At 68.9% G+C, this 8,162-nt stretch carries 6 protein-coding genes; 3 read left to right on the top strand and 3 right to left on the bottom strand.

Features of this window, described 5'->3' with window-relative positions; genetic code table 11:
* The 3 genes from QQK83_RS13225 to secA all read right to left on the bottom strand — a co-directional run.
* Positions 1-1,407: substrate-binding domain-containing protein (locus QQK83_RS13225; RefSeq protein ID WP_284264954.1), on the bottom strand; the 1,407-nt coding region annotated here is incomplete at its 3' end.
* Positions 1,408-1,427: 20 nt separating this feature from the next.
* Positions 1,428-2,396 carry a hypothetical protein gene (locus QQK83_RS13220; RefSeq protein ID WP_284264952.1) on the bottom strand — a complete coding sequence of 323 codons (969 nt, stop codon included), beginning with the start codon at positions 2,394-2,396 and terminating at the stop codon, positions 1,428-1,430.
* A 122-nt stretch (positions 2,397-2,518) separates the two neighbouring features.
* Positions 2,519-5,236: a preprotein translocase subunit SecA gene (gene secA, locus QQK83_RS13215; protein WP_284264966.1), complete on the bottom strand. Its 2,718-nt coding sequence runs from the start codon at positions 5,234-5,236 to the stop codon at positions 2,519-2,521.
* Positions 5,237-5,460: 224 nt separating this feature from the next.
* On the opposite strand from secA, the gene QQK83_RS13210 reads away from it, so the two are divergent.
* The 3 genes from QQK83_RS13210 to mutT are packed head-to-tail and all read left to right on the top strand — an operon-like array spanning position 5,461 to position 8,093.
* Positions 5,461-6,300, top strand: coding sequence for a foldase protein PrsA (locus QQK83_RS13210; RefSeq protein ID WP_284264950.1), 840 nt, complete (start codon positions 5,461-5,463; stop codon positions 6,298-6,300).
* A 24-nt stretch (positions 6,301-6,324) separates the two neighbouring features.
* Positions 6,325-7,698, top strand: coding sequence for a bifunctional glutamate N-acetyltransferase/amino-acid acetyltransferase ArgJ (argJ, locus tag QQK83_RS13205; protein WP_284264947.1), 1,374 nt, complete (start codon positions 6,325-6,327; stop codon positions 7,696-7,698).
* Complete coding sequence (mutT, locus tag QQK83_RS13200; RefSeq protein WP_284264945.1) at positions 7,695-8,093, top strand: 8-oxo-dGTP diphosphatase MutT; 399 nt, start codon at positions 7,695-7,697, stop codon at positions 8,091-8,093. The genes argJ and mutT overlap by 4 nt, the downstream gene beginning before the upstream one ends.
* Positions 8,094-8,162: the final 69 nt, after the last annotated feature.

Here is an 8,162-nt window from a genome sequence, read left to right as displayed (position 1 = left end):
GGCCCGGCGCAGCGACAGGCGCAGGTTCACCGCGGCGGGCCCCGCACCGTCCGAGAACCCCGCGAAGACCAGCCGCCGCCCGTCGAATGCGCCGCGCTCGATCGCCGCGGCAAGCCGCGCGACGGCGGCGCGCGAGGGCGCGTCGAGTTCGACCGAGCCTTCGGCGAAGCGGAAGGTCGCCGAAAGCCGCTCGGCGCGGCCAAGGGTCGCCACCAGTCGCTGCAACTCGGACAAGGGCACCTCTGGACCCGCGGCGGCGACCGCGTTGGCCAGCCGCACCCCCTGCCGTGACAGGGGCATTCGCGTCAGGCGCTGATCGACATAGCCCGCGCCCGCGACGATCCGCTCGGCGGCCTCGGTTTCGGTCCAGCCGAGGAAATCGCGGACCAGCTGCGGCAGACGCCGCGGCGCGAGGTAGAGATAGACCGGTGCCGTCAGCGGGTAATCCTCGGCCTTGACGGCATCGGCATCGGCGGCCTGCGAGATGCCGCACCCCCCCGCAAGCGCAAGGCTGCGCGCCGCGCCGCGGGCCGATTGCACCGTCACCCCAAGGGCATAGGCATCGCGCGCGACCGCCGCCGACAGCGCCGCGGCACTGTCGTGCAGGCGCGTGCCGGGGGCCGGGTCGGCCATCTCGGCGCCCAGCATCTCGGCGGCGAAGGCCTGTGCAAGCCCCATCTCGGGGGCCATCAGGTGCAGCGCGATGGGCGCGTCCGGGCCGCCGAGGTCCTGCCAGTTCACGATCTCGCCCGCCGCGACCGCGGCCAGTTCGGGCAGCGACAGGGCATCGACCGGGTTTTGCGGGGCCACGACCGGCACCAGCGCATCAAGGCCGATCACCCGCACCCGGCGGCCCAGCGGCGGATCCTCGGGCGCGGCCGCGCGGTCGGCGCGACGCTCGGCTTCGGTCGGCGGGCGCAGCGTCAGCGCCAGGTCGCTGTCGCCGTTCAGCAGCGCGAGAAAGCCGGTGTCGCTGGTGCCAGGCGTCACGGTGAAGCGCGCCGCAACCGTCCCGTCCTGCCGCAACAGCGCGTGGTCAAGCCCCTCGCCCTCGGCCCGCTGCGTGGGCGGGGCCAGCGTCAGGCCGCGATCCGCGGCGAAACCGGCCAGCAGCGCGGGCAGCAGCCCTTCGGCCAGCGTCACCTCGCCCGCGATCCGCGCCTCGGCGACGAAAGTGGTCAGATCGGGGCAACCGGGACCGGCACAGGCGACGCCTTCGGCGGCGACGGTCAGCGGACCGTAGACCGTGTCGAGCCGGTAATAGGCCCCGTCATAGGCCAGAAGGTCGCCCTCGAGCGTGACCGACCCGTCGAGCGACCGCAGCTCGACATCCTGCGCGGGCGCAGGGCCGGGGAACATCAACACGACAAGGGCGGCGAGACGGGCCGCCCCGGGGACAAACGGCATGAATACTGTGCAACGGAACTTCAGTTGCGGGCGAGTCTCGGCCCGTCGAAGAGATTTTGCAACACCAGATACTCGCCCACCGCGTCGCAGCCGGGCATCGTGAGGGTGATCCTCCGGGCTTCGGCGCGGCCCTCGGGGGTCACCCGGTGGCTGTGCGCCGAAAGCGGGCGACTGCAGGTCGCGTCGGTGACCGGTATGTCGACCGAGAGGCGCGGGGCCGGGACGGTGGCAAGCGGGTGGCTGTAGACCTGCGCAAGCTGCGCCGGCGCAAGGCTCGCGTCGCCGAGGCGGGTGAGAAACCCGCCCGCCCCGATGGCGGCACCCGCCGCGCTGCCCGGTGCGCCCTGCCAGACATGGCCGGGCGCGCCAAAACCCGCCCCCTGCTCGAAGGCGTGCAATTCGATCTCTGCTGCGCCCTGCCACGAGACCGCGACGCGCCCGAAGTCGATCAGGTCGGGCAGGCCCGCGACGGTGACGGCCTCTTCGCCGTCCGCAAGCCGGACCGTGAAGAAGGCCGGCGTTTCCAGCGCCGGGATGTCCATGGTCAGAAGCCCGGCCCGGTCGGTGACCGCGGCCAGGGTCAGGCCCGCGTGTTCGACCGCGACGCGCATACCGGGGCGGCAGGGCGCCATGACATCGAGCGCGACCATCGCGCCCGGCATTGCCTCGCTCTGCACCGACAGGCCGCAGGGCAAGCCGAAGGTGCTGACCGGCACCTCGGCTTCGGGCGGGGGAGGTGGCGCGCTGGCCGAGGCGGTGTAAACCTGCGCAGGCAGGTTCACGCCGCGCGCATTGTCCGGCACGAAGGGCAGGGCGGGTTGAACCGGGGGCGCATCGGCTGCGGACATGGCGGCTGATGTCGGGGTCGGGCTCGCCGCTGAGGAGGCGAAAGCGGGCAAGCCGGGGATCGACTGCTGCCAGCCGAGATATCCCAGCCCCGCCAGCGCCACGACGCTGCCAAGGCGAAGAGCCGTTCCGATACGCGACATGCCGAAAGTTCCCGACGCTTGAGCTTCCCCTGCCGGGAGGCATCGCACCGCAATGCGGCGAAAGCGCGGAGAAACCTGTCAGGCTTTGTGAACAGGCCCTGTCCCGGTCCCCCCGACCCGCGTCAGGCGAGACGCCCGTGACAATGCTTGAACTTGTTGCCCGACCCGCAGGGGCAGGGATCGTTGCGGCCGGGGTTGCCCCAGGTCGCCGGATCGGTCTCGTCGAAACCGGGGCGTGCGCCCTCGGCGGGGGCCGGCGCCTCGGCGGGGCCGCCGCTGGTGGTGGCGGTCTCGAGCTGCCGCTCGGCGGCCTGCTGCTGCGCCTGAAGCTGGCGGATCAGCTGTTCCTGCTGTTCCTTGCTCAGCGGCTGGATCCGCGCGAGCTTCGAGGTCACGTCGGTGCGCAACCCGTCGAGCATCGCCTCGAACAGCTGGAAGCCCTCGGTCTTGTACTCGTTCAGCGGATCGCGCTGCGCGTAGCCACGGAAGCCCACGACCGAGCGCAGGTGTTCCAGCGTCAGAAGGTGGTCGCGCCATTTCTGGTCGATGGTCTGCAGAAGCACCTGCTTCTCGATCGAGCGCATCTGTTCGGGGCCGAACTGCGCCGCCTTTGAGGCCATGTATTCATCGGCCGCCGTCTGCAGCCGCTCCTCGATCACCTCTTGGTCGACGCCGTCCTCGGCGGCCCAGTCTGCCAGCGGCACGGCCACGCCCAGCGTCTCGCGCACCGCGCGGTCCATCTCCTCGACCTCCCACTGGTCGGCGTAGGATTTGGGCGGCATGTAGGTGTCGACGAGATCCTCGATCACCTGGTGGCGCATGTCGCGGGCGACCTCGGCGATGTCGTCCGCGCCCATCACCTCGCGGCGCTGGTCGAAGATGACCTTGCGCTGGTCGTTCATCACGTCGTCGAATTTCAGCAGCTGCTTGCGGATGTCGAAGTTGCGCCCCTCGACCTTGGCCTGCGCGCGTTCGAGCGACTTGTTCACCCAGGGGTGGACGATGGCTTCGCCCTCTTTCATGCCGAGGGTGGACAGCATCTTGTCCAGCTTCTCGGACCCGAAGATGCGCATCAGGTCATCTTCGAGCGACAGGAAGAAGGACGACTTGCCGGGGTCGCCCTGACGGCCCGAGCGGCCGCGCAGCTGGTTGTCGATCCGGCGGCTCTCGTGCCGTTCGGTGGCGAGGACATAGAGGCCCCCCGCCTGTTTCACCTTTTCCTCGTCGGCCTTGTGCTCGGCCTCGATCCGGGCGCGGATGGCCTCGTGATCGCCGTCGGGGTTGGCGGCAATGGCCTCCATGATCTTGAATTCGACGTTGCCGCCCAGCTTGATGTCGGTGCCGCGCCCGGCCATGTTCGTGGCGATGGTCACCGCGCCCAGCTTGCCCGCGTCGGCGACGATCTGCGCCTCCTGCTCGTGCTGGCGCGCGTTCAGGATGTTGTGGGGCAGCTTCGCCTTTTCCAGCATCCGGCCAAGCATCTCGGATTTCTCGATCGAGGTCGTGCCGACAAGCACCGGCTGGCCGCGGCCATGGGCATCGCGGATCGCTTCCACGATGGCCTCGTATTTCTCGCGGGCGGTGCGGTAGACGGCGTCATCCTCGTCGATCCGGGCGACCGGCACGTTGGTCGGGATCTCGACCACGCCAAGCCCGTAGATCGCCATGAATTCCTCGGCCTCGGTCGCGGCGGTGCCGGTCATGCCGGCCAGCTTGCCGTAAAGGCGGAAGTAGTTCTGGAAGGTCACGCTGGCCAGCGTAACGTTCTCGGGCTGGATCTGGCAGCCCTCCTTGGCCTCGATGGCCTGGTGCAGACCGTCCGAGAGGCGACGACCCGGCATCATGCGACCGGTGAACTCGTCCACAAGCACCACCTCGCCCGAGCGGACGATATACTGCTGATCCTTCAGGAACAGCTTGTGCGCGCGCAGCGCGTTGGTGACATGGTGGACGATGGTCGTGGACTCGGGGTCATACAGGCTTTGCCCCTCGGGCAGGATGCCCAGCTCGTGCAGCTTGTCCTCGAGGAAATCGTTGCCCTCGTCGGTGAAACTCGCGCTGCGCTGCTTTTCGTCGAGGGTGAAATGCTCGTCCTTCACCTCGGGGATGACCTTGTCGATGGCGACGTAAAGGTCCGAGCGGTCCTGCGACGGGCCCGAGATGATCAAGGGCGTCCGCGCCTCGTCGATCAGGATACTGTCGACCTCGTCGACGATGGCGTAGTTGTGGCCGCGCTGCGCCATTTCGGACAGGCTGGCGCGCATGTTGTCGCGCAGGTAGTCGAAGCCAAGCTCGTTGTTGGTCGCATAGGTGATGTCGGCGGCATAGGCCGTGCGCTTCTCGTCGTCGGGCTGGCGCGGGTAGACCACGCCGGTGGTCAGACCCAGCGCGGCATAGACCTTGCCCATCCAGTCGGCGTCCCGCTTGGCGAGGTAGTCGTTCACGGTGACGATATGCACGCCCTTGCCCGTCAGCGCGTTCAGGTAGGCGGGGAAGGTGGCGACCAGCGTCTTGCCCTCGCCGGTCTTCATCTCGGCGATGTTGCCCTGGTGCAGGAAGATGCCGCCGATCAGCTGCACGTCATGGGCGCGCAGGCCCAGCGCGCGGCGCGCGGCCTCGCGGCAATTGGCGAAGGCTTCGGGCAGGAGGTCCTCGAGGCTTTCGCCCCCCTGCGCGCGGCCGCGCAGCTCGGCGGTCTTGGCGACGATCTCGGTGTCGGATTTCGCTTCGAACTCTTTTTCCAGCGCGTTGATCTTCGCCACGAGGGGCCGGACCGCCTTGACCTTGCGGTCATTGGAGGTGCCGAACACCTTTTTCGTCAGCGAGCCCAGTCCCAGCATGTGAAGCGCCTTCATGTCATGGCCCCCTGCGCGATGCGCCGCGCGGGACCGGAAAAATCTCAATTCATCGTGTGGGGGTCCGGGTTGTTCGGCCCATCGTGGCGGTCTATCAACGCGGGCAACAGGCCGGGGCCCCGATGCGATACGCCAAGCGACATAAGGGGCCGCCCCAAACGTGTCAACGCGGGCAGGTCCGTCCGTGCAAAACCGAAAGGACGCTTTCCATGAAGAAGTATCTCGCGGGGGTCGCCCTGTCGGCCTTCATCGCCCTGCCCGCCGCCGCGCAGGAGACGCCCTCGGCCGACACGGTGCTGGCCACCGTCAACGGCACCGAGATCACGCTGGGCCACCTGATCGCCATGACCCGGATGCTGCCGCCGCAGTTCCAGGAGCTGCCGGACAACGTGCTGTTCGACGGCCTGCTCGAGCAGCTCGTGCAGCAGGAGGCGCTGGCCGCCGTCGCGGCGCAGGACATGGGCCGGATGGAAGAGCTGGGCCTTGCCAACGAGCGCCGCGCCTTTCTTGCCGCCACGCTTCTGGATCGCGTCGGCAATGCCGAGATCACCGAGGCCGAGCTTCAGGCCGAGTATGACGCGGTCTTCGGCAGCGCCGAGCCGCAGGTGGAATACAACGCCAGCCACATCCTCGTGGAGACCGAGGCCGAGGCCGAGGCCCTGATCGGGGAACTGGCCGCGGGCGCGGATTTCGCGGAACTGGCGGCGGAACGCTCGATCGGTCCGTCGGGGCCGAACGGCGGTCAGCTGGGCTGGTTCGGCGCGGGCATGATGGTGCCGAGCTTCGAGGAAGCGACCTTCGCGCTCGAGGTGGGCGAGGTCTCGGCCCCTGTCCAGACGCAGTTCGGCTGGCATGTCATCGTTCTGAACGACACCCGTGAACAGGCCCCGCCGGCGCTGGAGCAAGTGCGCGCCGAGCTGGAGGAAGGTCTGCGGCAGGCCCGCGTCGATGCCACCATGGCCGAGGTGGTCGAACAGGCCGAGATCGAGCGCCCCGAGATTGCGATTGACCCGTCCGCGATCCGGGCGTTGGATCTGATCGCCGAGTAAGGCGTCAACACGGGAACCACGCGGATGGCGAAGGACGAGAAGAAGAAAAAGGCCAAGTCGAAGGACAAGGTAAAGTCCGGCGGCAAGGCCAAGAAGAGCAAGCAGGCCGAGGCCTCCGCGGTTTCGGCCCCGGCCCCCGCGCCGGTCAAGGCGCCGCTCAAGGTCTCGCCCCTCGCCCCTGCGGCGTTCCCCGATCTGCCCGTCATCGACGGCGTGCGCTTCGCCGCGGGCGAGGCGGGGGTGCGCTACAGGAACCGCACCGACGTGATGCTGGCCGAGATCGCGGCGGGCGCGACCATCGCGGGCGTGTTCACGCGCTCGGCGACCCGGTCGGCCGCCGTGCTCGACTGCCAGGAGAAACTCGCGGCCCTGCCCGAGGTGCCGCAGAACGGCTTTGCCATTGTGGTGAACTCGGGCAATGCCAACACCTTCACCGGGGCGCGCGGCGCGTCGGATGTCGCCGTGATCGCCCAGGCGGCGGCCGCGGCGCTCAAGATCCCGGCGGGCCATGTCTTCACCTCGTCGACCGGCGTGATCGGCGAGCCGCTTCCGGCGGAGAAGATCACCGCCGTCCTGCCGGTGCTGGCCGACGGGCTGGATGCGGCCAAGGCCGCCGTGGCGGCCCGCGCCATCATGACGACCGACACCTTTCCCAAGGGCGCCATGGCCGAGGTCGAGATCGGCGGCGTTCCTGTCAGGATCGCGGGTTTCGCCAAGGGCTCGGGCATGATCGCGCCCGACATGGCGACGATGCTGGGCTATGTCTTCACCGACGCCGCGGTGACGCAGGACGGGTTGCAGGCGATGCTCTCGGCCACCACGAAAACCAGTTTCAACGCGGTGACGGTGGACAGCGACACCTCGACCTCGGACACGGTGCTTCTGGCCGCGACGGGGCGGGCGGGGAACGTGCCCATCGCCTCGGCCCGTTCGGTGGACGGCAAGGTGTTCTTCGCCGCGCTTCAGGCCGTGATGCAGGATCTTGCGCTACAGATCGTGCGCGACGGCGAGGGCGCGACCAAGCTGGTCGAGGTCCAGGTGACCGGCGCGAAATCCGCGCGGGACGCGGACAAGGTCGCGCGCGCCATCGCCAATTCGCCGCTGGTCAAGACCGCCATCGCGGGCGAAGACCCGAACTGGGGCCGCATCGTCATGGCGGTCGGCAAATCGGGCGCGGCGGCGGACCGCGACCTGCTGACGATCCGCTTCGGCGATATCGTCGTCGCGGAAAAGGGCTGGCGCGCCGAAAGCTACTCGGAAGAGGCGGGCGCCACCTACATGCAGGGGCAGGAGCTGGTGATCGGTGTCGACCTCGGCCTTGGCCGGGGCGCGGCGACGGTCTGGACCTGCGACCTGACCCACGCCTATATCGACATCAACGCGGATTACCGGTCGTGAAAACCGTTCTGGTCTCGGCGGTCGCGCTGATCGACGGCGAGGGGCGCGTGCTTCTGGCGCAGCGCCCCGAGGGCAAATCCATGGCCGGCCTGTGGGAGTTTCCCGGCGGCAAGGTCGAGCCGGGCGAGACCCCCGAGGCGGCGCTGGTGCGCGAACTGCACGAGGAACTGGGGATCGAGACCTGGGACAGCTGCCTTGCGCCGCTGACCTTCGCCAGCCACAGCTACGACGATTTCCACCTGCTGATGCCGCTCTTCGCCTGCCGCAAGTGGAAGGGCATTCCGCGGGCGCAGGAGGGGCAGACGCTGGCCTGGGCGCGCAAGACCGAGCTGCGCGACTACCCGATGCCGCCCGCGGATATCCCGCTTATCCCCATCCTCCGCGACTGGCTTTGACCCTTCCGGCAATCACGCACAATCGAAAGACAGTGTGCCCCTGAAAGCGTGGCGGGTTATTTTCCACCC

The organism is Roseicyclus amphidinii (assembly GCF_030163755.1).
Classification (GTDB): domain Bacteria; phylum Pseudomonadota; class Alphaproteobacteria; order Rhodobacterales; family Rhodobacteraceae; genus Roseicyclus; species Roseicyclus amphidinii.
This window is presented reverse-complemented; position numbering and strand designations above follow the sequence as displayed.